Annotated in this window: 23 protein-coding genes and 2 tRNA genes; 13 read left to right on the forward strand and 12 right to left on the reverse strand. The window is 34.5% G+C overall.

The window, feature by feature from the left end:
- Positions 1–57 precede the first annotated feature (57 nt).
- From BM253_RS09480 to BM253_RS09490, 3 genes are read right to left on the reverse strand one after another with little or no spacing between them, the layout of a single operon-like run.
- Positions 58–1,116, reverse strand: coding sequence for an efflux RND transporter periplasmic adaptor subunit (locus BM253_RS09480; protein WP_091522902.1), 1,059 nt, complete (start codon positions 1,114–1,116; stop codon positions 58–60).
- A gap of 19 nt (positions 1,117–1,135) precedes the next feature.
- Positions 1,136–2,458: a TolC family protein gene (locus BM253_RS09485; RefSeq protein WP_091522905.1), complete on the reverse strand. Its 1,323-nt coding sequence runs from the start codon at positions 2,456–2,458 to the stop codon at positions 1,136–1,138.
- A 6-nt stretch (positions 2,459–2,464) separates the two neighbouring features.
- Complete coding sequence (locus BM253_RS09490; RefSeq protein ID WP_091522909.1) at positions 2,465–3,073, reverse strand: TetR/AcrR family transcriptional regulator; 609 nt, start codon at positions 3,071–3,073, stop codon at positions 2,465–2,467.
- Between the two features lie 134 nt (positions 3,074–3,207).
- On the opposite strand from BM253_RS09490, the gene BM253_RS09495 reads away from it, so the two are divergent.
- On the forward strand, positions 3,208–4,179 hold the full coding sequence (locus BM253_RS09495; RefSeq protein WP_091522911.1) for a polyprenyl synthetase family protein: 972 nt from the start codon (positions 3,208–3,210) through the stop codon (positions 4,177–4,179).
- Positions 4,180–4,230: 51 nt separating this feature from the next.
- Here the strand turns inward: BM253_RS09495 and BM253_RS09500 are convergent, their stop codons facing one another.
- Positions 4,231–4,776: a hypothetical protein gene (locus BM253_RS09500; protein ID WP_091522914.1), complete on the reverse strand. Its 546-nt coding sequence runs from the start codon at positions 4,774–4,776 to the stop codon at positions 4,231–4,233.
- A gap of 332 nt (positions 4,777–5,108) precedes the next feature.
- Here BM253_RS09500 and BM253_RS09505 point away from each other — a divergent pair, with 332 nt between their 5' ends.
- Both BM253_RS09505 and odhB read left to right on the forward strand, forming a co-directional pair.
- Positions 5,109–7,874, forward strand: a complete 2,766-nt coding sequence (locus BM253_RS09505) for a 2-oxoglutarate dehydrogenase E1 component (protein WP_091522918.1) — start codon at positions 5,109–5,111, stop codon at positions 7,872–7,874.
- A gap of 47 nt (positions 7,875–7,921) precedes the next feature.
- Positions 7,922–9,145, forward strand: a complete 1,224-nt coding sequence (gene odhB / locus BM253_RS09510) for a 2-oxoglutarate dehydrogenase complex dihydrolipoyllysine-residue succinyltransferase (RefSeq protein WP_091522921.1) — start codon at positions 7,922–7,924, stop codon at positions 9,143–9,145.
- A gap of 224 nt (positions 9,146–9,369) precedes the next feature.
- On the opposite strand, the gene BM253_RS09515 is transcribed toward odhB, so the two are convergent.
- Positions 9,370–9,639, reverse strand: a complete 270-nt coding sequence (locus tag BM253_RS09515) for a hypothetical protein (protein ID WP_143095614.1) — start codon at positions 9,637–9,639, stop codon at positions 9,370–9,372.
- A 104-nt stretch (positions 9,640–9,743) separates the two neighbouring features.
- Between BM253_RS09515 and BM253_RS09520 the strand changes: the two genes are divergently transcribed.
- Genes BM253_RS09520 through dgt form a run of 3 tightly spaced genes read left to right on the forward strand, consistent with a single transcriptional unit; the run spans position 9,744 to position 13,007 of the window.
- Positions 9,744–10,961: a TCR/Tet family MFS transporter gene (locus tag BM253_RS09520; protein WP_091522928.1), complete on the forward strand. Its 1,218-nt coding sequence runs from the start codon at positions 9,744–9,746 to the stop codon at positions 10,959–10,961.
- Position 10,962: 1 nt separating this feature from the next.
- Positions 10,963–11,658 (forward strand): AAA family ATPase, encoded by a 696-nt coding sequence (locus BM253_RS09525; protein WP_091522930.1) that lies wholly within the window; start codon positions 10,963–10,965, stop codon positions 11,656–11,658.
- Between the two features lie 17 nt (positions 11,659–11,675).
- Positions 11,676–13,007: a dGTP triphosphohydrolase gene (gene dgt / locus BM253_RS09530; protein ID WP_177205761.1), complete on the forward strand. Its 1,332-nt coding sequence runs from the start codon at positions 11,676–11,678 to the stop codon at positions 13,005–13,007.
- Between the two features lie 68 nt (positions 13,008–13,075).
- Here the strand turns inward: dgt and rpmA are convergent, their stop codons facing one another.
- The gene (gene rpmA, locus BM253_RS09535; RefSeq protein ID WP_091522933.1) at positions 13,076–13,336 is read right to left on the reverse strand and encodes a 50S ribosomal protein L27; all 261 of its coding nucleotides are present in this window, start codon (positions 13,334–13,336) and stop codon (positions 13,076–13,078) included.
- 42 nt (positions 13,337–13,378) lie between these two features.
- Complete coding sequence (gene rplU, locus BM253_RS09540) at positions 13,379–13,690, reverse strand: 50S ribosomal protein L21 (protein ID WP_091522936.1); 312 nt, start codon at positions 13,688–13,690, stop codon at positions 13,379–13,381.
- Between the two features lie 189 nt (positions 13,691–13,879).
- On the opposite strand from rplU, the gene BM253_RS09545 reads away from it, so the two are divergent.
- A complete protein-coding gene (locus BM253_RS09545; protein WP_091522940.1) occupies positions 13,880–15,205 on the forward strand; it encodes a M16 family metallopeptidase in 1,326 nt (441 codons plus the stop codon).
- Positions 15,206–15,218: 13 nt separating this feature from the next.
- The gene (locus tag BM253_RS09550; protein WP_091522943.1) at positions 15,219–17,267 is read left to right on the forward strand and encodes an insulinase family protein; all 2,049 of its coding nucleotides are present in this window, start codon (positions 15,219–15,221) and stop codon (positions 17,265–17,267) included.
- Between the two features lie 129 nt (positions 17,268–17,396).
- Here the strand turns inward: BM253_RS09550 and BM253_RS09555 are convergent.
- From BM253_RS09555 to mce, 3 genes are all read right to left on the reverse strand, one after another.
- Positions 17,397–17,470, reverse strand: a tRNA-Ile gene (locus BM253_RS09555).
- A gap of 26 nt (positions 17,471–17,496) precedes the next feature.
- Positions 17,497–17,570, reverse strand: a tRNA-Ile gene (locus BM253_RS09560).
- 67 nt (positions 17,571–17,637) lie between these two features.
- On the reverse strand, positions 17,638–18,039 hold the full coding sequence (gene mce / locus BM253_RS09565) for a methylmalonyl-CoA epimerase (protein WP_091523104.1): 402 nt from the start codon (positions 18,037–18,039) through the stop codon (positions 17,638–17,640).
- 67 nt (positions 18,040–18,106) lie between these two features.
- On the opposite strand from mce, the gene rbfA reads away from it, so the two are divergent.
- The 5 genes from rbfA to BM253_RS09590 all read left to right on the forward strand — a co-directional run bounded on the left by rbfA (position 18,107) and on the right by BM253_RS09590 (position 22,546).
- Positions 18,107–18,499 (forward strand): 30S ribosome-binding factor RbfA, encoded by a 393-nt coding sequence (gene rbfA, locus BM253_RS09570; RefSeq protein WP_091522947.1) that lies wholly within the window; start codon positions 18,107–18,109, stop codon positions 18,497–18,499.
- A 2-nt stretch (positions 18,500–18,501) separates the two neighbouring features.
- A complete protein-coding gene (locus BM253_RS09575) occupies positions 18,502–19,701 on the forward strand; it encodes an FtsX-like permease family protein (RefSeq protein WP_091522951.1) in 1,200 nt (399 codons plus the stop codon).
- 52 nt (positions 19,702–19,753) lie between these two features.
- Entirely contained in the window at positions 19,754–20,137 is a 384-nt protein-coding gene (locus BM253_RS09580) for a hypothetical protein (protein WP_143095615.1), read from the forward strand.
- Positions 20,138–20,224: 87 nt separating this feature from the next.
- Positions 20,225–21,985 (forward strand): MutS-related protein, encoded by a 1,761-nt coding sequence (locus tag BM253_RS09585; protein ID WP_091522957.1) that lies wholly within the window; start codon positions 20,225–20,227, stop codon positions 21,983–21,985.
- Between the two features lie 12 nt (positions 21,986–21,997).
- Positions 21,998–22,546 (forward strand): HutD family protein, encoded by a 549-nt coding sequence (locus BM253_RS09590; protein WP_091522960.1) that lies wholly within the window; start codon positions 21,998–22,000, stop codon positions 22,544–22,546.
- 72 nt (positions 22,547–22,618) lie between these two features.
- On the opposite strand, the gene BM253_RS09595 is transcribed toward BM253_RS09590, so the two are convergent.
- Positions 22,619–24,208, reverse strand: coding sequence for an ABC-F family ATP-binding cassette domain-containing protein (locus tag BM253_RS09595; RefSeq protein WP_091523107.1), 1,590 nt, complete (start codon positions 24,206–24,208; stop codon positions 22,619–22,621).
- Positions 24,209–24,333: 125 nt separating this feature from the next.
- On the reverse strand, positions 24,334–24,834 hold the full coding sequence (locus tag BM253_RS09600; RefSeq protein ID WP_091522965.1) for a MepB family protein: 501 nt from the start codon (positions 24,832–24,834) through the stop codon (positions 24,334–24,336).
- Positions 24,835–24,858: the final 24 nt, after the last annotated feature.

Below are 24,858 nucleotides of genomic sequence, written 5' to 3' on the forward strand. Positions count from 1 at the left end.
GGCGATAAGCTTAAGGCAGTAAGCTAAATGCTTACCACTTATAACTTACAGCTAATTTTATTTAATGATTTGAACAGCAGTGCCGTTAGCTAAATTTATTTGACCCGAAGTGATTACTTGTGTTCCTTTTTCGATTCCTGAAATTACTTCGATCTTATCTCCAAAAGTTCTACCTGCAACAACTTTAGTTAACGCCGCTTTACCATCTTTGTGAACAAAAACCTGGCTGCTGCTTACACTTCCAACAAACGCTGTACGCGGAATGGTTAAAACGTTTGCCATTTGGCTGTTTCCAAAATACGCGTTACCATACATACCAGCTTTTAAATCGTTGGCAGAATTGTTTTGAATTTCTAATTCAACCGGGAAATTTAAACTTTCGTCTGCTTTTGGTGCAATAAATGAAACTTTACCTGTAAATTCTTTATCTGCAACAACCGGTGACTGTACTTTTATAGACTGACCAATTTTTAAAGAACCAATGTTTTTCTCGTCAACTTTTACCTTTAATTTTAAGGTTGATACATTTACGATTTCGAATAATTCAGTTCCCGGATTAGCATAAAAACCAGGTTCTACGCTTTTTTTGTTTACGATACCCGAAAACGATGCTTTAATGTTCACGTCACCCGCATTTAGTTGTGCACTTTGCAGGCTGTTTTTAGCGTTAACCAATTGCAGCTTCATTTGATCTAACTGTTGTTTGGTTACACCACCTGTTGCATAAGCACTTTCAAAACGAGCCACTTCTGCTTTCGCATTATTGTAATTTGCCTGCGCATTGCTAAGATTTACATTTTGCTGATCTGCCTTAATAACCGCTAATGTTTGTCCGGCACTAACGCGAGATCCTTCAGAAACTAAAACGCGCGTTACTCTTCCCGGAACTTCGGTCGAAATTTTAACCTCTTGTTTAGGAACAAATACTCCGTTTGCAATGTATTCTCCGCTTACATCATTAAAATCGGCTGTTTCTACACGTACTGCAACAGCACTATTTTTTTGTGCAACAACCGCAGTTTCTGCTTCGTTCTTTTCTTGGTTTTTATTTAAAACGAACATAATTCCTGCTAATGCTGCAATGATTACGATTCCTGTTATGATAACTTTTTTCATCTTTAATATGCAATTAGTTTTATTCTTGTGTTAATGATTTTAATTCTCCTTTTGCCTTAATTAACGCTATTTCGGCAACTTTATAATCTAGTAAAGCATTGGTGTGGTTGTTTTGTGCGTCGGCATACTGCGTTTCTGCATCTAACAAATCGGTTAAGGTTGCCAAACCAAATTTGTAATTGTTTTCTATGTTTGTTAATACTTCTTTTGCCAAATTCACATTCTCTTTTTGGATGTTCAATGTAATTAAAGAGTTGTTTAACTGTGTTACGGCATTTTTAAGTTCTAAATCTAATCCTAAACGAGTATCGCGTTTGTCTGCTTCTAATTTTTCAATATCAATCTGTGCTTGTCTAACTTTCGCTTTAACAGATCCACCATTGAAAATAGGTATGTTTAAATTTAAACCTATTGCAGAAGCTCCTGACCAATACACGCCATCTGCCGGTTTAGCAAACCAAGGAAGTACTTGTCCAAATCCATTGTATCCAAAATTAGCGTTCATACTTAAGCTTGGATATGCTTGTGCCTCAATTGCTTTTTTATTTAATGCTAATAATTCGCCTTGTTTTTCCAATAACAAAATTTCGGTTCTGTTTTCAATGTTTACAGATTCATCAACTAATGCGTGTTTGGTAACTTCAAAAGTATTCTCAGGCAATTCAATGTCTTGGTTCATATCCATACCTATTAAATACTTTAATGCATTTTCTTGCAATTGTAGTGCGTTTATAGTTTGTTGGCGGTTACTTTTTAAGTTGTTTAGGCTAACTTCAATTCGATCTAAATCTATCTTTTTTGCCAAACCATTATCAAACAAACTTTTAATAACATCACGAACACGGCTTGTATTGTCGATCGTTTTATCGATTGTAGTCAATTGCGATTCTGTTTTGTAAGCTTCGTAATAGCTGTTCGCAACTTTCTCGATAACCTGTTCTTCTGTTAACTGCGCGTTTATTTTGTAAAACTCACGTGTGCTTTTTGCTGCTTTTAAGCCTGTAAACACCGCCTGATTAAATATTTGCTGATTTAAAGAAACTGTTGCGTTTGACTGCCAAGGTGTTCCCATTTGAATAACCTGAACCTGATCTCCCATTACCAATGCCATTTGAGGAATGATAGCATTATAGGTTAAACCACCTGTTGCACTGATTTGAGGTAAAGCATTAGCACGTACTTCATCTATCTGGTATTCACTGTTTTGTACATCTAGACGCGCTTTTACAGCTTCTGCTTTATTTTGCAAAGCGTAATTAACCGCATCTTTAAGCGTTAACCGTTCTTGTGCCTGGGCAAAGAATCCTAAAAACGCTAATAAAATTGAAATTCTATATTTCATTGCTATTTATGATTTTTGTAATAATTGTTCTAATATTTCTAAACCTTTCGGGGTAACTATTCCTCTTAAATGATATTCCAATAATTTGTAATTTAATTCTTCTAAAGATTGAGTGCTTTGTAGGTTGATAAAAATTTCATCGTTAAAAAAAGCAGTTGTACTTGCAAAGAAGATTTTTCCTACAAAATCAATATCAATATCACTTCGGTAATAACCTTGTTCAACGCCGTCTCTTAAGTTTCGAAGAATTGTAAAATCGTAATTTTCATGTTTTTTTTGCTGGATACGTTCAGCTAGTTTCGGGTAATATTTGTTAAACTGATATATAGTACTCGCTTGAATATTCTGCCCGAACAAATCGCCTAAGCAGCTTTTCATTTCAAAATGCTCATGAATTGGTGTTTCGCAATTGCCTGCAATACTTTCCATTTTATCGGTTGCAGATTTAAAAACATAATCAACGGTTGCTTTTACCAATTCATCTTTCGCAGAAAAATGCTGATAAATCGTTTTTTTTGATATTCCCAATTCTTTAGCAATATCATCCATAGTAACAGCTTTAAAGCCATTTTTAATGAATAATTCTAAAGATTTTTTTAATACAGTCTCTTTCATTCAGTCAAAAAGTTTCGGCAAATGTACGTAGGAAACTTTTAATACCAAAAAAGTTTCCAAAGTTTTTTTTAAAATTTTATTTACATGATTAATTAGCTTACATTTGTATTGTTGAAACGAAGTTTATACCTTTTATGAATAATTTCATTGAATACAAAAGCGCTGTTGCCGATTATATAAATCAAATTAATTTTACGAAAGAACCAAAGGAACTTTACGAACCAATAGGTTATATTGCCAATTTAGGTGGTAAACGTTTGCGTCCGTTACTTACCCTTTTTGCAGCCGAAGTTTTTGGTGCCAAATTTAACGATGCCATCCATGCGGCAGTTGCTATTGAACTGTTTCATAATTTTTCGTTGATTCATGATGATATTATGGACGAAGCGCCTTTACGAAGAGGTAATAAAACTGTTCATGAAAAATGGAATTTGAATACCGGAATTTTATCGGGCGATGCCATGTTGATCTTGGCTTATCAGTATTTCGAGAATTACGAACCTGCGATTTTTAAGGATCTTGCAAAGTTGTTCAGTAAAACGGCATTAGAAGTTTGCGAAGGACAACAATTGGATATCAATTTTGAAACCCGCAACAACGTTAGTATTCCCGAATACATTAAAATGATTGAATACAAAACGGCGGTTTTAGTTGGTGCTGCTTTAGAAATGGGAGCTATTGTTGCAAAAACTACCGAAAATAATAAGGTTGCGATTTATAATTTTGGTCGAGATTTAGGAATTGCCTTTCAGTTGCAAGATGATTATTTAGATGCTTTTGGAGAAACGGCAACTTTTGGAAAACAAATTGGCGGTGATATTTTAGAGAATAAAAAAACCTATTTGTATTTAAGATCTTTAGAAAATGCTTCGCCTGCTGATAAAACCGAATTGTTAAACTGGTTTTCATCAAAAGAGGGTGGTCAAGAAAAAATTGAAGCTGTTAAATCGTTATTCGAAAAAACAAATGCTACAAGCGATACCCAACGTTTAATTGAAGAATATACACAGAAAGCATTATTACAATTAGAAGCATTAGAAATTCCTTTTCATTTTAAAGAAGAACTAAAAGAATTTGCTTTATCATTAATGAGCAGAACCGTATAAATGAAAAAACCGAAACTTTTGTTTCGGTTTTTTATGTCAATATATATCATTCTAAAAGAAAACGCGGATAAAAGGCATCCAAGCCTGATTATAAACTAAGTCACCTTCTTTATATAAAACATTGTAACGAACCCCAATTGTTACATTACCTTCGGTATAACCAGCTCCTAAAAACAAAGCAGTGTTCCAAAAGTTACTTTTTAAATTACCGTTAAAATTGTTTATATCATTTTCAAACCACGTATTATTTACACGTAATTGTTCCAATTCTGCAGAAAGTTGAATCATTTCTGCCGGACTGTAAATTCCCAAAATATTCGCACCGTACGATGTACTTTCATAAAAACCTTTCGATTTCATATAATTAAACTGCAATCCCAAACCAGCCGAAAATTGTTCGGTAATTGGCTTTAAAGCCATGGGCGAAACCGAAATGTTGGTAAAACCGCTGCCAAAAGCCAAACCTAATCCGCCACCAAATTGCATATCGCTAAAAAAAGTAGTGGTGCGTGGTGTGTAGGTGTCCTGATTTTCTTGTGCAAACGAATTAAATCCTATTAAAAAGCAAGTTGTAACTGTGTAAAATATTTTTTTCATAAGGGAATCAAATTTTCGCTAAGATATTAATTAAACAGTTAAATGTATCTTAATTGTTAAAATAGTGCATCAATTACTAAAAAGAAACCCACTGCGAATAATGAAAAAATAAATTTAAAAAAGAACAATAAACAATAAAGTTCGTAAAAATAAAGCAATTAAAAACGGTATCCGTAAAAAACTATTTTATAAGCACATACTATAAAAATCTAAAAATAAAATTCGCGTAAAAAATAAAGTATAAAACTATTTAAAATGTTGTAATATTAATTGAAACTGTTGTATTTTTGTGAAAATTTTTTAACAAAAAAAAGAGTCATTAGACAAATATTATGGATAGGTTTTCCTTTTTAAACGCTGCACATACCTCATTTTTTGCCGATTTATACGATCAGTACCTAACAAGTCCTGACAGTGTTGAACCAAGTTGGAGAAGTTTTTTTCAGGGGTTCGATTTTGCAAATGAGTACAATGGCAGCCCGGTAGAACAATTATCAAATGCATACCAAAGTTCTGGCGAATCGGCAGTTATAACTGATTCGGTTAAAAAAGAATTTGCGGTTTTAAAGTTGATCGATGCTTACAGAACACACGGTCACTTACTTACAAAAACAAATCCTCTAATTGAAAAAACGGGTGAAGCTCCCGATTTTTCTATCGAAAAATTTGGTCTTACACAGGCCGATTTAAACGTTACTTTTGATGCTGCACAAAGCATTCACTTACCAAAAAGTACCTTACAGCAAATTATAGCTCATTTAGAAAATACCTATTGCACTACTTTGGGTATTGAATATATGTATATCCCAAGCGAAGAAAAAATTCAGTGGATATCTAAATATGTAGAATCTAAAGTTTCAGATTTAACTACAGACCAGCAAAAACATATATTAGAAAAACTGGTTCAGGCTGCGGCTTTCGAGAATTTCTTCCATACAAAATATGTTGGTCAGAAACGTTTTTCGTTAGAAGGGTTAGAAGCTACCATTCCTGCATTAGATGCAATGATAGACGCTGCCGGAACTGCCGGTGTAGAAGATGTTGTAATTGGAATGGCGCACCGCGGACGCTTGAATATTTTGGCAAACGTAATGCAAAAACCTGCCAAGAAAATTTTTACGGAATTCGACGGGAAAGATTATGCCGATGTTGCCGATACGTTTGATGGCGATGTAAAATACCATTTAGGATACACATCGGAACGCGAAACACGTTCAGGAAATAAAATTACTTTAAATTTAGCACCAAACCCTTCGCATTTAGAAACTGTTGGAGCAGTTATTGAAGGTGTTGTACGTGCAAAACAAGATAAATTATACGCAGACGATTTTTCTAAAGTTTTACCGGTTGCCTTACACGGTGATGCTGCAGTAGCAGGGCAGGGTATTGTGTACGAAATTGTTCAAATGAGCAAATTACGCGCTTACCAAACAGCCGGAACCATTCACGTAGTTTTAAACAATCAGGTTGGTTTTACAACAAGTTATAAAGATGCACGTTCGGGCGTTTATTCTACCGATATTGCAAAAGTTGTTGCTGCACCGGTTGTACACGTAAATGCAGATGATACCGAAGCAGCGGTTAAAGCCATGTTGTTTGCTTTGGCTTACCGTATGGAATTTAAGGAAGATGTTTTTGTTGATTTGGTTGGATACCGTAAATACGGACATAACGAAGGTGATGAACCTCGTTTTACACAGCCAATTTTATACAAATTGATCTCTAAACACCAAAATGCACGCAACATTTACAACGCTCGATTAATTGAAAATAAAGTGATCGAAGAGGGGTATGTTGGATCTTTAGAAGATAAATACAAAGCTGTTTTAGAAGAAAACCTGGCTGAAGCTAAAGAAACCGAAAAAGCAATTGTGATTCCATTCATGCAGAAAGAGTGGGAAGGATATCACATTGCAGATGTTAACCGCATGTTGCAAACGTATGATACCAAAGTATCACGCGAAATGTTAGACGATGTAGCACCGGCATTAACCGCGTTACCTACCGATAAAAAATTTATAAGCAAAGTATCAAAATTAATAAAAGACCGTTACACCATGTACTATGAAACCAATCGTTTAGATTGGGCAATGGGCGAATTATTGGCGTACGGTACATTAATTTCAGAAGGATATGATGTGCGTTTTTCAGGACAAGATGTTCAGCGCGGAACGTTTTCGCACCGCCATGCCGTTGTTAAAACAGAAGATACAGAATACGAATATGTGCCTTTAAACAACATAAAATCGCAAAACGGACAAATGCGTATTTACAACTCGCATTTATCAGAATATGCTGTTTTAGGTTTTGAATACGGATATGCAATGGCAAATCCAAAAGCATTAACCATTTGGGAAGCACAGTTCGGAGATTTCTCTAACGGCGCTCAAATTATGATCGACCAATATATCGCTGCTGGCGAAGATAAATGGGGCAACCAAAACGGAATTGTTATGTTATTGCCACATGGTTACGAACACCAAGGAGCTGAACATTCATCAGCACGTTTAGAGCGTTACTTGCAACTTTGTGCAAACCACAATATGTATGTAGCAAACTGTACAACGCCAGCAAACCATTTCCATATGTTGCGCAGACAAATGGTTACTGATTTTAGAAAACCATTGGTAATTATGTCGCCAAAATCATTGTTGCGTCACCCGGAAGCTACTTCAACTATAGAAGAATTAACAAACGGATCGTTCCAAACAATTGTAGATGATCCAAAGGTTCAAGATAAATCGGCAGTAAAAACACTGGTTTTTGTTTCAGGTAAATTCTATTACGATTTGCAGGCAGAAAAAGAAAATTTAGGCAGAAACGATGTTGCTTTTGTAAGATTAGAACAATTGTTTCCGTTAGATAACGATAAATTAAAAGAAGTAATAGCTTCGTACCCGAATGTTGATGATTACGTTTGGGCACAAGAAGAACCTAAAAACATGGGCGCTTACGGTTATATGCTAATGAATTTCGATTTGGTTAAATTCCGTTTGGCATCACCAGCACCAGCAGCTGCACCGGCAGCAGGTTCATCAGTTCGATCTAAAGCAAGATATGCAAAAGCAATTGCTAAAGTATTCGGTAAAAATTTATAATTTTAGAAACGCATTTTAAATAAAAACAAAATTAAATTAATATACTCATGAGTATTTTAGAAATGAAAGTTCCTTCGCCAGGAGAGTCAATCACAGAAGTGGAAATTGCTACTTGGTTAGTAAAAGACGGAGACTATGTAGAGAAAGACCAAGCAATTGCTGAGGTTGATTCTGACAAAGCAACTTTAGAATTACCTGCTGAAGCTAGTGGTATTATTACTTTAAAAGCAGAAGAAGGTGATGCTGTGGCTGTTGGTCAGGTAGTTTGTTTAATCGATACAGGTGCTGCAAAACCATCGGGTAGTGCACCAGCTGCTGAAGCTCCAAAAGCCGAAGAGAAAAAAGAAGAAGTTAAAGCTGCTCCGGCTGCTGCATCTGCACCAGCTGCTACGTATGCAACAGGATCTGCATCGCCGGCTGCTAAAAAAATATTAGACGAGAAAAGCATCGACGCTGCATCTGTTCAAGGTACAGGTAAAGATGGTCGTGTAACTAAAGAAGACGCGTTAAACGCAACACCTTCAATGGGAACACCAACCGGCGGACCTCGTGGAACAGAGCGTAAAAAAATGTCTATGTTACGTAGAAAAGTAGCAGAGCGTTTGGTTGAAGCTAAAAATACAACAGCGATGTTAACTACTTTTAACGAAGTTAACTTAACCGAAGTAAATAAAATACGTGCCGAATTTAAAGATGCGTTTAAAGCAAAACACAATGCATCGTTAGGTTTTATGTCGTTCTTTACAAAAGCGGTAACTCGTGCATTACAGTTGTATCCAGATGTAAACTCAATGATCGATGGTCAAGAGCAAATTAAATTTGATTTTGCCGATATTTCAATCGCAGTTTCTGGACCAAAAGGATTAATGGTTCCGGTTGTTCGCAATGCAGAATTACTATCTTTCCGTGGTGTTGAAGCAGAAATTAAGCGTTTGGCAACAAGAGCACGTGACGGACAAATTACGGTTGATGAAATGACAGGTGGAACTTTTACAATTACTAATGGTGGTGTATTTGGATCTATGTTGTCAACACCTATTATCAACCCACCGCAATCAGGTATTTTGGGAATGCACAACATCATTGAACGTCCGGTTGCAGTAGACGGACAAGTGGTTATTGCTCCAATGATGTACATTGCATTATCTTATGACCACAGAATTATCGATGGTCGTGAGTCTGTTGGTTTCTTGGTAGCTGTTAAAGAAGCTTTAGAAAACCCAATGGAGTTGTTAATGAACAACGATCCTAAAAAAGCTTTAGAACTATAATATTTTATTGTTTTTATATTGCAAAAAAGTCTTTCCAATTGGGAAGACTTTTTTTATTGAAGCAACTTTTCAATAGTTAAAACATTTTCATCTGTCATCAATCTTTTCTCATTACTAAAAGAATCGAGATAATTTAACTGCGAACATTCAAAACAAATTTTAAAGATTCCTACGGTTTTATTCTTCTTTTTTAGAATTAAAAAATCACGATAAATAGGTAAACATTAACTGTTGTCTTTTGTGTTTTGGTTAGATGTTAATACTTGGTGTAATTTTATATAATCAGATTCATTAACTTCTGATTTCACAAATCCAGATTCTGTAAATTGATCAATAATTAATGTGTCAGATATATTTTGAATGACTTCTCCAGATAAAATGTCGTTAATATCAATTTTATCAACAGCTAAAGTGTCTAATTTATAATGAATTAATTCATCAAATTCGGCAGTTTGTAATTGTTTGTCTTTGCAGGAAATCAAACAAAAAATCAAAAGTATAAAGTGTAAATTCTCATAATAAATATCAATACTTTAAAACGCTAATTTATAAAAAGTGCTTGCGTTTTCGTAGCTTTGTTTTCTAATTTTTAAAAGACATGAGTTCCAAAAAATCAGCTGCGATTGGTTTTATATTCATTACAATGTTAATCGATATTATAGGTATAGGCATCATTATTCCTGTAATTCCAAAGCTTTTGCAAGAGTTAAATCATTCCGATATTAGCGAAGCGGCACAATTAGGTGGTTGGCTGGCATTTGCATACGCATTTACGCAGTTTTTGTGTGCCCCTTTAATGGGCAGTTTGTCTGATAAATACGGCAGAAGACCTGTTTTGTTGATTTCTTTAATGGCATTTGCGGTCGATTATTTGGTTTTGGCATTAGCACCAACGGTTGCTTGGTTGTTTGTGGGCAGAATTATTGCAGGTATTACCGGTGCCAGTATTTCTACTGCAATGGCTTATATTTCTGATGTTAGTACACCCGAAAACAAGGCAAAAAACTTTGGTTTGGTTGGGGCAGCTTTTGGTATTGGTTTTATTATTGGTCCGGTAATTGGCGGTTTATTGGGGCAGTTTGGTTCTCGAGTTCCGTTTTACGCTGCAGCGGTTTTATGTTTTGTGAATTTTGTTTATGGATATTTTGTTTTACCAGAATCATTAACGCCCGAAAGACGCAGGATTTTTGAATGGAAAGCAGCAAACCCAATCGGTGCTTTGGCTCGATTAAAAAAGTTCCCGAACATTATAGGTTTGGTTGCAGCTATGTTTTTTATGTATTTTGCATCACATGCCGTTCACGGAAATTGGAGCTTTTACACCATGTACCGATACAATTGGGATGAACGCATGGTTGGTATTTCGCTTGGTGTTCTTGGTGTTTTGGTTGCAATTGTTCAAGGTGTTTTGGTTCGGTTTGTCAACCCAAAAATAGGTAACGGAAAAAGTATTTTAATAGGATATTCCATAAATTCATTAGGTTTAATGTTAATTGCATTTGCATCGCAAGAATGGATGGTTTTTGTATTCTTGATTCCTTACTGCTTGGGTGGTTTGGCAGGTCCGGCAATTCAGTCCGAAATCACTAATCATGTACCGCCAAACGAACAAGGGCAAATTCAAGGAACATTAGCCAGCTTAAATAGTGCAACCGCTACTTTTGGGCCGTTGGTAATGACAAGTATTTTTTATTTCTTTACGCACGATTCGGCTCCGTTTAAATTTCCGGGCGCACCTTTCATTTTGGCATCAATCTTAATGGTTTGCGCGTTTTTCATGGCTTACAAAGGATTAAAAAGAACACAATCTATATAAAATGAGTAGTTATTATTATATCGACAGAAGCAGCGTTTCGTTTGAAGATTTCATTGCTTCGCCCGAAATTAAAAGTCATTTAATGGCGTTTTTGCACGAACAGCAGTTTAAGCATTTGTTCGATCAGTATAAAATACCCATTTCAAACAAATTGTTGCTGTATGGAGATAGCGGTACGGGAAAAACCATGACTGCGAAGGTAATCGCGAATCATTTGAACAAAAAACTAATGATTGTAAATCTGGCAACCATCATCTCATCGAAATTGGGCGAAACCGCTAAAAATTTAGATTTGCTTTTTAAAGAATCTCAGTACGAAAGTATGGTTTTGCTTTTAGATGAATTTGATTCTTTAGGGCAGATCCGCGATTATGATAATAAAGATAATTCGGAAATGAAACGTGTGGTAAATGCTATTATTCAGTTGATGGATTATTTTCCGCAAAAATCGATCTTAATTGCAGCAACCAATCAGGTTCACATGATTGATGAAGCGTTAAAACGCCGATTTGAATGGCAGATTTCGTACGAAAAACCATCAAATGAATTATTAGATGATCTGTATGAGACCCTTAAAATTCCCATTCCAGAGAAGTATCATCCCAAAAAACGTTTATATCAGGTATCGTACGCGCAGGCGAAAGACGATTTTTATAAACAAGTAAAACAAAATATTATAAACGAACAATTGTCTTAAAAATGACAAACACCATAATGGACTGGAAACAGTTACTTTCTTTGAAAAAATTTGGCGATACAAAAGTTCGCGAACGTAAAAACGAAAATCCATCAAGAATAGGTTTTGAAGTGGATTACGATCGAATTATTTTCTCGAACGCATTTCGCAGTTTGCAAGATAAAACACAGGTAATTCCGCTATCAAAAACCGATTTTGTGCACACACGTTTAACGCACAGTTTGGAAGTTTCGGTTGTTGGTCGATCTATCGGTCGGTTGGCTGGTGCACAGATTATCGAAAAATATTCAGAATTATCAGAATTAGGTTATACGATAAATGATTTTGGAGCCATAGTTGCCGCGGCTTGTTTGTGTCACGATATTGGAAATCCGCCGTTTGGACATTCGGGTGAAAAAGCAATCGGTGACTTTTTTAAACATGGAGCAGGCGAACAGTTTCGATTAGATTTAGAACCGGCACAGTGGCAAGATTTGATTGATTTTGAAGGAAATGCCAACGGATTTCATATTTTAACCGATTCACGTCCGGGTGCCGAAGGTGGTTTGCGAATTTCGTATGCAACGTTGGGTGCTTTTACGAAATATCCAAAAGAGAGTCTTCCTAAAAAACCGACCAACGAAATTTCAGATAAAAAATACGGATTTTTTCAGGCAGATAAATCAAGCTTTTCAGATGTTGCCGAAACACTTGGATTATTGAAAAGAGAAGGGGAGACGTTGCGTTATTTGCGTCATCCGCTAACGTATTTGGTAGAAGCTGCCGATGATATTTGTTACACGATTATTGATTTTGAAGACGGAATTAATTTAGGCTGGATTCCCGAGGAGCACGCATTGGAATTTTTAATTAAGATTGTAAAAGACAACATTAATTCGGTAAAATACGCGCAACTGCAAACAAAAGCCGAACGTGTAAGTTATTTGCGTGCCTTGGCAATTGGCAGTTTAATTAACGATGTGGTGCGTGTGTTTATGGAAAACGAAGAAGAAATTTTAAAAGGAAATTTCCCGTTTGCATTAACAGATAAATGTGCGTATGTGGCACAAATGAAAGATATTATTACCATAAGTATATCAAACGTTTACGAAAGTAAAGAAGTGATAGAAAAAGAGGTGGTTGGTTATAAAGTACTGCACACGTTATTGGAAAAATTTATTGCTGCAACCAACAATAAGTTCAACGGAACAGCTACACATTACGACGAACTGATTTTAAAATTGTTGCCGGAACAATATCAAACCGAAAATGAAAGTCTGTATTTACGATTGTTGAATGTGTGCCGATTTATTTCGTTGTTAACAGACGGTAAAGCGTTAGAATTGTATCATTCAATTGTGGGACGATAAACTACAAAATTTATAAAATAAAAAAAGCATCTCATTGAGATGCTTTTAATTTTTGTTGTCTAAGAAGATTAAGCTTCAAATGGTACAATAGAAACGAAAGATTTGTTATCTCTCTTTTTCACGAATTGTACAACTCCGTCAACTTTAGCATGTAAAGTATGATCTTTCCCCATGTAAACGTTTTCACCTGGGTTATGTTTTGAACCTCTTTGTCTTACAATGATGTTACCAGCAATAGCTGCTTGTCCACCATAAATCTTAACGCCTAAACGTTTCGATTCAGATTCTCTACCATTCTTAGAACTACCGACACCTTTCTTGTGAGCCATGATGTTTGGTTTTTAAAATTGTTAATATTTTCTAGTTACAGATTAAATAGTGATTCCCTCGATTACGATTTGAGTCAATGCTTGTCTGTGACCGTTTTTCTTTTTGTATCCTTTTCTTCTTTTCTTTTTGAAAACGATAACTTTGTCACCTTGAAGGTGTTTTAAAACTTTCGCTCCTACTGAAGCTCCTGTTATAGCTGGGGCGCCTAAAGTAATAGCTCCTGCGTTGTCTACTAAGAATACTTTATCAAACGTTACATTTGATCCTTCTTCAGCAGCCAAACGGTGAACATACACTTTTTGGTCTTTGCTAACTTTGAATTGTTGCCCTGCTATCTCTACGATTGCGTACATAACAATTAAATTAAGATTAATTTTAAGAGTGCAAATATACAAAAAATATCTATAAATCAAATGTAAGTACTTCGTTTTTAAAAAATTAATCGATCAAAATAAAAATAGTAAAAAAAATACAAATATAAATGTAACAAAATCACGAAATTGCGCACTAATTAAAAAATCAAATTAATTTAAATCGAAGTTATGAGAAAATCTTTAACGGCTTTAGCGTCTGCACTTTTACTTAGTAGTGTTGCAGTTGCACAGAAAGTTGAGTTTGAAGAGTATACACTTGACAATGGTTTGCATGTAGTTTTACATCAAGACAAATCGGCGCCTGTTGTAGTTACTTCTGTAATGTACCACGTAGGTGCAAAAGATGAAAACCCAGAGCGTACTGGTTTTGCGCACTTTTTTGAACACCTTTTGTTTGAAGGTACCGAAAATATTGAAAGAGGTGAATGGTTTAAGTTGGTAACTTCTAACGGAGGGCACAACAACGCTAATACATCTGATGACCGTACGTACTATTATGAGGTATTTCCATCGAACAATTTAGAATTGGCTATTTGGATGGAATCTGATCGTTTATTACAACCAGTTATCAACCAAATTGGTGTTGATACGCAAAACGAAGTTGTAAAAGAAGAAAAACGTTTACGTGTTGATAATCAACCTTACGGAAACTGGATCACTGAGGTTAAGAAAAATCTTTTCAAAAAACACCCTTACCGTTGGGCGCCAATTGGTTCTATGGATCATTTAGATGCTGCTACTTTAGAAGAGTTTCAGGCATTCAACAAAAAATTCTATGTACCTAACAATGCTGTTTTAGTAATTGCTGGTGATATCGAGTTTGCAAAAACAAAAGATTTAGTACAAAAATATTTCGGAGTGATTAAAAAAGGAGCAGCTGTTCCTCGTGTAAACATTCAGGAAGATGCAATCACCAAAACAATTCATGCAACGGCTTACGATGCTAACATTCAAATCCCAATGTACATCACTGCTTATAGAACACCATCTATGAAAACGCGTGATGCAAGAGTTTTGGATATGATTTCATCTTACCTTTCTGGCGGAAAATCATCGCCAATGCAAAAGAAAATTGTTGACGAGAAAAAAATGGCATTACAATTATTTGCATTTAACTACGCACAAGAAGATTACGGTATGTACTTAATCGCTGGTTTACCAATGGGCGATACTACGCGTGAGGCTTTACAAACAGAAATTGATGCTGAAATTACTAAATTACAAACCGAGTTAATTTCTGAAAGAGATTACCAAAAATTACAAAACGATTTTGAAAACCGTTATGTAAGCCAAAATTCAGATTTAGAAGGCTTGGCAGAGAACTTGGCTACCAACTATTTATTGTACGGCGATATCAATTTAATTAACGAAGAAATCGAAATTTACCGTTCAATTACAAGAGAAGAAATTCGCGATGTTGCTAAAAAGTATTTACAAAGCAATGCTCGTTTATTATTAGATTACGTACCAGCAAAAGAAGATTCAGCTAAATAAGAAAGTAAACAAAATGAAAAAAATATTAGTATTCGCATCAGCTTTGTTACTAACTATTAGTGCCGAAGCTCAAATAAAACGCCCGCAACCGCAACCAGGTCCAATGCCAACGGTTCATGTACAAAAACCGCAAGAGTTTACCATGAAAAACGGGTTAAAGGTAATGGTGGTAGAAGATCACAAATTACCACGTGTAAGTTATATGTTAACTATTGATACACCACCTTATGTAGAAGGAGCAAAAGCAGGTGTATCAAGCTTAACAAGTGCTGTTGTTGGTAACGGAACAGCAAAAACATCTAAAGAAAAATTTAACGATGAAATTGATTTCTTAGGAGCAAGCGTTAACTTTTGGAATACCGGAGCATCTGCAAGCGGTTTATCAAAATACAGCTCTCGTTTGTTAGAATTAATGGCAGAAGGATCTTTAAGCCCGTTATTCTCTCAAGAAGAATTCGATAAATCAAAACAACAAGCAATTGAAGGATTAAAATCAGATGAAAAATCGGTTTCTTCAGTAGCAAGTCGTGTTACCAATGCGTTATTGTTCGGAACAAACCATCCAACAGGTGAATTTATCACAGAACAATCTTTAAACAATGTTACTTTGGCAGACGTTAAACAAAACTATGCATCGTACTTTGTACCAGAAAACGCTTATTTAGTAGTTGTTGGTGACGTGAAGTTTAAAGACGTTAAAAAACAAGTAGAGAAATTATTTAAAAATTGGAAAAAAGCATCTGCACCGGTTTCTAAATATCCAGAGCCAGTAAACGTTGCAAAAACACAAATTGATTTTGTTGACATGCCAAATGCGGTTCAGTCTGAAATTGCTTTAGTTAACACCGTAAATTTAAAATTAACAGATAAAGATTATTTTGCCGCTTTAATTGCTAACCAAATTCTTGGTGGTGGTGGCGAAGGTCGTTTATTCTTAAACTTACGTGAAGCACACGGATGGACGTATGGAGCTTATTCTTCATTAGGTTCAGGTAAATACACTTCTAAATTTACATCATCTGCATCGGTTCGTAACGTAGTTACCGATTCTGCTGTGGTTGAATTTGTAAACGAATTACAAAAGATCAGAACACAACCTGTAACTCAGGCAGAATTAGATCTTGCTAAAGCAAAATACATTGGAAACTTTGTAATGGAAACGCAAAAACCTGGTACAATTGCAAGTTTTGCATTAAGAACAAAAACGCAAAGTTTACCTGCAGATTTCTATGAAAACTACATTAAAAACATTCAAGCTGTAACAATTGCCGATGTACAACGTGTAGCAAATACTTACTTTAAGAAAGATAACCAGCGTATTGTAATTGTTGGTAAAGGTGCCGATGTAGCTGGTACTTTAGATCGTTTAGGATACCCGGTAAATTACTACGATCGTTATGCAAACCCGGTAGAAAAGCCAGTTTTCAAAAAAGCAGCTCCGGCGGGTGTAACTTCAAAATCGGTTATCGAAAACCATATTAAAGCAATTGGTGGTGAGAAAAAACTAAGTGAAGTTAAATCGGTTTCTACTATTGCTAAAGGATCTATGCAGGGAATGGAAATTACTATGACTCAAAAACAAACTGCGAAAGGGCAAATGATGGCTTCTTTAAACGGAATGGGTATGGAGTTAATGAAACAAGTAATTACTCCTACAATGGGTTACATGTCTGGTCAAGGACAAAAACAAGAATTAAAAGGTGAAGAGTTAAAAGAAGCACAAGCATCTGCTAAATTGTTCGATGAATTAGAAGATCTTAAAAATGCTGCTACTTTTGAATTATCAGGAATTGAAACTTTTAATGGTGAAGAAGCTTATGTTTTAAAGAAAGATAAAGAAACTGTTTATTACAGTGTAGCATCTGGATTAAAAATTGCTGCTTCAGAAACAATGGAAGCTCAAGGACAAACAGTTGAAATGACAACATCTTACAAAGATTACAAAGAAGTAAAAGGAATTAAACTTCCACATACTTTTACTATGCCAATGTTAGGTGGTGCAGAATTTAAAGTATCAGAAATTAAAATAAATGAAGGCGTAACAGACGCTGATTTTAAATAATATTTCTAAAAGGATATAAAAAAACCAGTAGTGAAAACTACTGGTTTTTTGTTTTTAATTTGTAACCTCTTAAGAAAATACCTCTAACCAAATAAAAAAAGCTCCACATTTCTGTGAAGCTTATAAAAGTGGTCCCACCTGGGCTCGAACCAGGGACCACCTGATTATGAGTCAGGTGCTCTAACCAACTGAGCTATAGGACCGGCATTTTTACAACTTTGGTTTGTTGTGGTCCCACCTGGGCTCGAACCAGGGACCACCTGATTATGAGTCAGGTGCTCTAACCAACTGAGCTATAGGACCGGCTACTTATCGTTAGCGAGTGCAATATTAAGCCAAATTCTTATTTTTTACAAATAGTTTAAGCTTTTTATTTTATCTCTTGGCACAATTCAATTAAAACTCCGTTTGTGGTTTTCGGGTGCAAAAACGCAACTAATTTATTATCAGCCCCTTTCTTAGGTGTTTCGTTTAAAACCGTAAAACCTTCAGTTTTTAGTCGATCAATTTCAACCAAAATATCTTCCACATCAAAAGCTATGTGGTGAATTCCTTCCCCTTTTTTTTCTAAAAATTTTGCAATTGGCGAATCAGGATTTGTAGCTTCCAAAAGTTCAATTTTGTTGGGTCCGTTCATAAAAAAAGATGTTTTTACACCTTCGCTTTCAACTTCTTCTTCTTTATAAGCCGGCTGTCCCAATAATTTTTCAAACAGAAGGTTCGATTCTTCCAAACTCTTTACAGCAATACCAATATGTTCAATTTTGCGCATCATAAACTAAAAATTTTGTTTCTGTAAAGATAAATATATATCTGTATGAATTTCGTATTTTTGCACAATGGAAACAAACAGACAAAAAAAAATGGGGGCTTTATTACAAGCCGACCTAGTTGATATATTACAAGGTGAAGTTCGTAAAAACGGAGTGTCGAACTTAATCATCACGGTTTCAAAAGTGAATATTACTACCGATTTATCAATCGCCAAAGTATATTTAAGTATTTTTCCAACCGAAAAAGCCGGCGAATTGTTAAAGGCAATACAATCTAACGCTCCGTTAATTAAGCATGATTTGGCGCAGCGTGTTAAAAATCAATTGCGAAAAGTTCCGAACCTTATTTTTTATGTTGATGATAGTTTGGATTATATAGAGAAGATCGATAATGCTTTAAAAGGCGACGAAAACCCAATTGAAAACCGTGAGTTGTTGGCTCGCAGAAAGAAAAAATAAGTTTGAATACCGTTTTTTACATAGCCAAACGATACGCTTTCAGTAAAAGTAAAACGAAAGCCATAAATATTATTACGCGAATTTCGGCTATCGGAATCATTGTAAGCAGTATGGCTTTGTTTGTGGTACTGTCGGTTTTTAGCGGCTTGGAAAACTCGTTGGTTTCGTTCACCAATGTAATTGATCCCGATTTGGTGGTGCTTCCATCGAAAGGAAAGAGTATCAATTTAACTATAGATCAACAGGAAAAACTGAAGTCATTAGGTAAAATTGCAAATTATTCAAACATTATTGAGGATCGCGTTATTTTTACTTATGGCGATAAACAGATCGTTGCCATTTTAAAAGCCGTTGACAGTAATTATCCTAAAACGGTTGCTATTACAGAGAATATTCCACACGGAAAATGGATTCAGCCTAATACGAATGATGCCGTTATGGGGAATGTTTTAGCCGATGAACTTTCGGCTGGAATGTATTCTAACGACAAACTTTTAGAGGTTTTAGCCATGAAACCGGGTAAAGGAATGATTACGATGCCCGAAGATGCTTATATTAAACTGCCTTTGTACCCTTCAGGAATTTACAGTTTAAATAATATCGATACAGATAACAAATACATTTATGCCGATATTAATGTTGGAAAAGATCTGTTAGGTTTTAAAGCAAACGAATTTTCTAAAATTGAATTTAAGCTTACAAACGGAACTTCAGAAAGAGAATTGACTTCTGCTTTAAAAGATATTTTTCCGAATGAAACAATCAAAAACCGATCGCAGTTAAACGAAGGTTTATATAAAATGTTGAAAACCGAAAGTTTGGCAATTTACCTTATTTTCACGTTAATTATTATTGTTACGTTGTTTTGTTTAACAGGTGCCTTAATAATGATTATTCTTGAAAAGAAAGCCCATATTAAAACGCTGTATGATATTGGTTTTTCGCAAAAAAAACTAAAACATATTTTTCTTTATCAAGGTTTGATTCTTTCTGTTGGCGGCGTTATTATTGGATTGATTTTAGGAATTACCATTACTTTACTGCAGCAACATTTTGGTTTTGTTAAGGCTAACGGTGATTTTCCTTATCCTGTTGTCTTCCGTTGGAAAAATGGAGCAGTAGTTACTATAATTATCTTAATTTTAAGCATAATTGCATCTTATATCGCTGCAAGTAGAATAAAAATTTTGATGAATGAATAATTTTTGTATTTTTATAACTTTATTTTAATAATTAACCCACTAATGTAATAAAATGAAAAAGATCTTATTCTTTATCGCGATAGCATTATTCTCAACAACTGGATTTACTTCATGTTCAGAAGACGATGCAGTTATGGAAATACCAACGCCTAACCCAAATCCTAATGTGAACCAGCAGTTAAAAATAGCAACTGACGCAATGTATATAAAAGATAAAAATATGTACTTTAAGGAATTGGGCAAAGGACCAGTAAAGTTTACTACAACAAGTGGTTCTACTACAATTGCTGATGTTGTCTATTATGTAGACGGTGTTAAAATTAATGGAAATACTTATACACATACAACAATTGCAACTTTAAAAGTACAAGCCAGACGCGCAGGTTTTGTTGATAGTGAAATAATTACTTTACAATTTGCACAAAAACCATATTAATAGTAATATTAAAAGATAAACTAAAAACCATCTCATTTGCGAGATGGTTTTTTTGTGCGTAATTTTAGTCGATTTTAAAACCAAAATATGTACGCTACTATAAGCCAAAAACAGACAGAGATTCTTAAAAAATTATCAAATAAAAATAACATATTAAGTTACAGTAGAATTATGCTGCTTTTGGTAGCAATTTATTTTCTGTATTTAATGATGTATGAAAAAAATCATTTGTACGGATTTGTTGCGTTAGCGCTCATTATTGTCTTTATAATTGTTGTAAATATTTATTTAAAAGTACAGTCAAAAATTGCGTATCATAAAACGTTGAAGCAGATAAATACCGATGAAATTTCTTTTTTAGAAGGCAATCATCAGTTTAATAATGGTGTTGAATATCAAAATCCGCAACATGCTTTTTCGTACGATTTAGATTTGTTTGGATCTAATTCAATCTTTCAGTTTACCAATCGTACCGGAACTTTTTTAGGAAAAGATGCCTTAGCAAAAAGTTTACAGGAAATCCCTACAGAAGCATCAATACTAAAAAAGCAAGAAGCTGTAAAAGAACTATCACAAAAATTGAATTTTCGTCAGCATTTTCAAACCTTATCATTGTTGGCAGGAACTACCGAAAAAGAAGATCTTGCAATAAAAAATTGGACGGAAACTATTTCTGAGAAACCAAAAGCTTTTATGCAGTTTTTCACTGTTTTAATTCCTATACTTTTATTGATCTCAATCGCTGGATCGGTGTTCAACTGGCATCCTGTGTTTTCAAAATTAACGGTGTTTTTCTTCACGTTGAATTTATTGTTGATAGGATATTTTAGTCAACATATTTTAAAAGAAATCGGTAAAAGTGATCGAATTGCCAACAGTTTACAGCAATATTCAAAAATGCTTCACGCGTTTGAAACCGAAAAATTTCAATCGGTTTATTTAAACGATCTTCAGTCCAAAATGCAATCAAACCAAAAAACGGCTTATCAAATCGTTACCAATCTGGCAAATTGCTTTGAAAAACTAAATACCATTGCCAATTTATTCGTCTTTATCGCTTTAAACGGAACTTTTCAATATCATTTTTGGGTCTATAAAAAATTGTTGAAGTGGAAAGATAATCATCAGCTAGAATTATGGCATTTCATGCAAATTATTGGTGAAGTAGAGGCATTGAATAGTTTGGCGAATTTTGCATACAATAATCCGGAATATCAGTATCCAACCATTGCATCGAACCAAATTATGATGGAAGATTTAGGACATCCGCTGATTTCAAAGGATAAACGGGTACGAAATACGATTGATTTCAGCCAGAAACGATTTGTGATTTTAACGGGAAGCAACATGAGTGGTAAAAGTACTTTTCTGCGAACCGTTGGAATTAATTTGGTGTTGAGTTACGCTGGCGCACCGATCGATACCAAACAAGCAGTCGTTTATCCACTGCCGTTGTGGGTTTCTATGAGATTGACAGATTCATTATCCGACAGTGAATCATTCTTTTTTGCCGAAGTTAAACGCCTAAAGCAAATTGTTACCGAAGCTGAAAAACAACCAATTTTTGTATTGTTAGATGAGATTTTAAAAGGAACAAATTCCGATGATAAGAAAACAGGAACGGTTGGTGTGATTGAAAAACTGCACAATTTGAATGTCACAGGAATGATTGCTACACACGATTTAGAAGTTTGTAAAACTACCGATAATCACTTGGAAACTATGGAAAATAAGTGTTTTGAAGTTGAGATTATCAATAACGAACTCCATTTTGATTACAAGTTAAAAGAAGGCATTTGTCAAAATAAAAACGCTACGTTTATTATGAAAAAAATGGAAATTATTTAATGCTTTGAAGAAATGAAAATTACTAAAATTTCAAAAGATACGCTAATTCCAACAATTTGGGATGGTGGCGAAACATTTGAATATTACATTTATCCGGAAAAGACATTGTATGCAAACCGCGATTTTTTGTTTAGGATAAGTGTAGCAACCATTAAAAAAGTTCCATCTACCTTTACAAAGTTCAACAATTATCAACGATTTTTAGTGATGTTAGATAATGATCTGAATATAAACAATAACGGAAAAAAAGAAAGTTATACTCCAAATGATGTTTTTAAATTTGATTCGAACAGTGATATTATTTCTTACACAAAAGGAAACGATTTTAATTTAATGGTAAGTAAAAATTTAGAGGAAGCAGATGTATTCTTTTTAAAAGATACGGTTCAATTAAACGAATCATTTATTTTCCTTTTCGCATTAAATGATACTTCTATTGAGGTAAATAATGAAAAAATCGATTTAAAAAAGACTGATTTATTACTGATTGAAAATAAAGATAAAGCGGATGTTCTAATTAAAACAGAACATTCCGTTTTGGTTGGAAGTTTGATTGTTTAAGAACAGATAGTTTATCAATTATAAAAAACTCCTCTTTATTATTTTAAAGAGGAGTTTTTATTTAATAACATTCTACAAATTCACTATTTGATCAATATTTATCTGCTCTAAAAAAGTTTCATCGTGTGATATTACTACTAATGTTCCCTGATAATCGTTAATTGCGTTGGTAAGAATTTCTATATTTTGAATGTCCAGATTGTTGGTTGGTTCATCTAAAATAATAATATCCGGCGATTGACTACCGATGCTCAAGCAGCATAACATTAAACGCATACGTTCGCCACCGCTTAAAGCGCTACAAGGTTTATCCCAAGTATTTTGTGGAAATAAAAAACGATTCAGTCTGATTTTTATTTCATGTTCTTCCAAATTAAAAGTATTAAACTGTTGAGCTTGTTCATACACTTTTAAGTTGTTATTGATTAAAGAATAATCCTGATCAATATAAACTGATTTACTTTCTTTTCGAAAAGCGGTTCCGTGTTGCGGTTTCAAACTTCCTAAAAGTATTTTTATAAAAGTTGTTTTACCAGATCCATTACTGCCTTTTACTGCAATGCGCGATCCACTTAAAATCTGCACATTTAAATTAGTCTTCCATATAAAAACGCTGGTTTCGTACTTGAAATTTATATTTTCTGCCGTAAAAAGTACTTTTCCTCTATGAAGCGCTGAACTGTTAAAACCGAATTTCATTTGCTCAGTTGATACTACAGCTGATCGTAAGTCTTGAAGCTCGTCTCTAATGTTTCCAATTTTTTCTGTGTGAACACTTTTTAGCCTCGCCGTACTGTTTTCGGCGTTATTTCGTAGCGTATTCATCATTATTTTGGCAACACCCGATTTTTCTTGTTTGCCTTTTCCTCTGCTGTCTAATTTTTGCTGACGTTCAATGGTTTCGCGTTCTTTTTCACGGGCTTTCTTCAATGCTTTTTCTTTGCTGTGAATATCTTGAGCCAATGCATTTTTTTCGATCTGTTTCTGTTCGGTATAAAAATCGAAATTTCCACCGTAAGCAGTAATTCCGTTCTTTGTTAATTCGCAAACCTTATTCAGAATATTCAGTAGTTTTCTATCGTGACTTACGACAATCAGCGTGCTTTTGGTAAATCTGATAAAATCGTACAAAAGTTCGCGACTTTCAAAATCGAGATGATTGCTGGGTTCATCCAGTAAAATCAGTTCGGGTTTATGAATCGAAATCCCTGCTAAAAAAACCTTTGTTTTTTGTCCGCCACTTAACGTTTCCATTTTTTGCGATAAATCCAGATCATTTAACTTCCAATGCTTCAAAACTTCATTACAACGATCTTCGATAGTCCAGTCGTCGTTTAATATTTCATAGTTTTCTTCTGAAATATTTCCCTTTAAAATTTCATGTAAGGCAGTCAGTTTTTTATCGATTCCTAAAGCTTCAGCAATAGTAAAGTCATTATATTGACCGAAAATCTGTGGAATATAATAGGGTTTTGAATTAATATTAAGCGAGCCGCTTAAAGGCTTTAGCAAACCTGATATTATTTTTAGCAAAGTTGATTTTCCGGAACCATTGTTGCCGATTAGTGCGATTTTTTCGCTTGAATTTACTGTAAGATTTATGTTGCCGAAAAGTAAATCCTTGTTTGGATGTGTATAGGATAAGTTTTGAATAATAAGCATGATTTCTTTCGTTGAAGATGTAACAATACAGCGAACCATTTTGTGGTTTACCGCTTTTGAAAGTCTGAAAGAAATTGTTTTTTACATTTTATTGCTTATTTTTTGTGGTACAAAGTTAGTGTTTTTTATGATTTGTTCAGCAAATTATTTAGCTTCTCACTTATTATATGGTTGTTTTGGCTACAATTGATAAAATAATTGGTTTGCCATGCTTTGGTTTTTGTTGCCTGATTGTTTTCAGTTTCTGTCCAATCGGGATAAACTCTAAAGCCTCTTTTTCCTTCTTTTTTACTGTTTATTAGTATGTTTTTCTCACTTAAAATATCTTTCGAAAAAATAAAAAAACCGAAATGATCTTCTTGTTGTGCAGCGATAATATAAAAATCAAACGGATCATTTACACTCAAAGGTTCGGTTTTGTTTTCGTTATTTCGTTGCCAAAGGGTTACGAACAAACCAACTTTTTTCGGAGTCACCTTTGCTTGGCGAAATTTTACTTTTAGATCATCCAATTTAAAACTACAGCCAGAATATTCCAAACATTCAGCGTCTGTAGCAAAATTGGTAATATTTTTATCGGTTAATTGTGAAAGTTCTAGTTGTATCTGTTGGAAATCGTTTGTCATTTTTCTTGTAAATGTATAGTTAAG

Source organism: Paenimyroides ummariense (assembly GCF_900115115.1).
GTDB lineage: Bacteria > Bacteroidota > Bacteroidia > Flavobacteriales > Flavobacteriaceae > Flavobacterium > Flavobacterium ummariense.

Excerpts from the sequence above, each read along its gene's own strand:
- BM253_RS09545 (WP_091522940.1), top strand. The coding sequence starts at position 13,880 with ATGAGAAAATCTTTAACGGCTTTAGCGTCTGCACTTTTACTTAGTAGT.
- BM253_RS09485 (WP_091522905.1), bottom strand. The coding sequence starts at position 2,458 with ATGAAATATAGAATTTCAATTTTATTAGCGTTTTTAGGATTCTTTGCC.
- BM253_RS09525 (WP_091522930.1), top strand. The coding sequence starts at position 10,963 with ATGAGTAGTTATTATTATATCGACAGAAGCAGCGTTTCGTTTGAAGAT.
- BM253_RS09495 (WP_091522911.1), top strand. The coding sequence starts at position 3,208 with ATGAATAATTTCATTGAATACAAAAGCGCTGTTGCCGATTATATAAAT.
- BM253_RS09580 (WP_143095615.1), top strand. The coding sequence starts at position 19,754 with ATGAAAAAGATCTTATTCTTTATCGCGATAGCATTATTCTCAACAACT.
- mce (WP_091523104.1), bottom strand. The coding sequence starts at position 18,039 with ATGCGCAAAATTGAACATATTGGTATTGCTGTAAAGAGTTTGGAAGAA.
- BM253_RS09595 (WP_091523107.1), bottom strand. The coding sequence starts at position 24,208 with ATGCTTATTATTCAAAACTTATCCTATACACATCCAAACAAGGATTTA.
- rbfA (WP_091522947.1), top strand. The coding sequence starts at position 18,107 with ATGGAAACAAACAGACAAAAAAAAATGGGGGCTTTATTACAAGCCGAC.
- BM253_RS09585 (WP_091522957.1), top strand. The coding sequence starts at position 20,225 with ATGTACGCTACTATAAGCCAAAAACAGACAGAGATTCTTAAAAAATTA.
- BM253_RS09590 (WP_091522960.1), top strand. The coding sequence starts at position 21,998 with ATGAAAATTACTAAAATTTCAAAAGATACGCTAATTCCAACAATTTGG.
- odhB (WP_091522921.1), top strand. The coding sequence starts at position 7,922 with ATGAGTATTTTAGAAATGAAAGTTCCTTCGCCAGGAGAGTCAATCACA.
- rplU (WP_091522936.1), bottom strand. The coding sequence starts at position 13,690 with ATGTACGCAATCGTAGAGATAGCAGGGCAACAATTCAAAGTTAGCAAA.
- rpmA (WP_091522933.1), bottom strand. The coding sequence starts at position 13,336 with ATGGCTCACAAGAAAGGTGTCGGTAGTTCTAAGAATGGTAGAGAATCT.
- BM253_RS09600 (WP_091522965.1), bottom strand. The coding sequence starts at position 24,834 with ATGACAAACGATTTCCAACAGATACAACTAGAACTTTCACAATTAACC.
- BM253_RS09480 (WP_091522902.1), bottom strand. The coding sequence starts at position 1,116 with ATGAAAAAAGTTATCATAACAGGAATCGTAATCATTGCAGCATTAGCA.
- BM253_RS09550 (WP_091522943.1), top strand. The coding sequence starts at position 15,219 with ATGAAAAAAATATTAGTATTCGCATCAGCTTTGTTACTAACTATTAGT.
- BM253_RS09500 (WP_091522914.1), bottom strand. The coding sequence starts at position 4,776 with ATGAAAAAAATATTTTACACAGTTACAACTTGCTTTTTAATAGGATTT.
- BM253_RS09490 (WP_091522909.1), bottom strand. The coding sequence starts at position 3,073 with ATGAAAGAGACTGTATTAAAAAAATCTTTAGAATTATTCATTAAAAAT.
- BM253_RS09520 (WP_091522928.1), top strand. The coding sequence starts at position 9,744 with ATGAGTTCCAAAAAATCAGCTGCGATTGGTTTTATATTCATTACAATG.
- dgt (WP_177205761.1), top strand. The coding sequence starts at position 11,676 with ATGGACTGGAAACAGTTACTTTCTTTGAAAAAATTTGGCGATACAAAA.
- BM253_RS09505 (WP_091522918.1), top strand. The coding sequence starts at position 5,109 with ATGGATAGGTTTTCCTTTTTAAACGCTGCACATACCTCATTTTTTGCC.